This window comes from Pseudoalteromonas sp. SR45-6 (genome assembly GCF_014163545.1).
Taxonomy (GTDB): Bacteria; Pseudomonadota; Gammaproteobacteria; order Enterobacterales; family Alteromonadaceae; genus Pseudoalteromonas; species Pseudoalteromonas rhizosphaerae.
On record NZ_JACJDM010000172.1, the window covers coordinates 1 to 580 of the forward strand.

Sequence of the window (580 nt, forward strand, 5' to 3'; positions counted from 1 at the left end):
GAGCCAGTATCTTGGCGCGACCGAGTTGACCAAAAGTGCACAATATCACACGCATGCAGTGCTGGTTGGCAAAGGGCATAAGTTATTAAAAAGAGATAAAAAACGTGGTTATAAGGAGCCTTGGCTACTCGTTTCTTCACTTCCAAAAAGGCACCACTTTCTCGAAAAAGTGCTCAAATTATATGGTATGAGAATGCAGATAGAAGCAGGATTTCGAGATCAAAAAAGTGTTAGGTTCGGCTTAGGCTCAGATCTGCACAGGACAAACAAACTCTATCGATTAGACATACTGTTACTGCTTGCCACACTGGCTCATTGGTTCTCAATGATGCTGGGCGCAGTGATAGACAAAGCAGGAAAGACAGGCTCTTTTCAAGCTAACTCAACCAAAAGGAGGCGAGTAGTGTCATGGGCATTTGTTGGATTGCGATACGTCAAAAAACAGTCCATTAAATTGCGACGGCGAGATTATTTGGAAGGACTAGCCTATTTCGTACAGGTAGTAGTGCAAATCGATTGGAAAAATATGGATGTGAGTGATGTAATTGAAACTTAATAATTATTTTTGGGGATCCCTTAG

At 41.9% G+C, this 580-nt stretch carries 1 pseudogene; it reads left to right on the forward strand.

From position 1 onward, the window contains the following. Window positions 1-556: pseudogene (locus tag H5158_RS22750) on the forward strand (IS4 family transposase); the annotation flags it as partial. Between the last annotated feature and the right edge of the window lie 24 nt (window positions 557-580).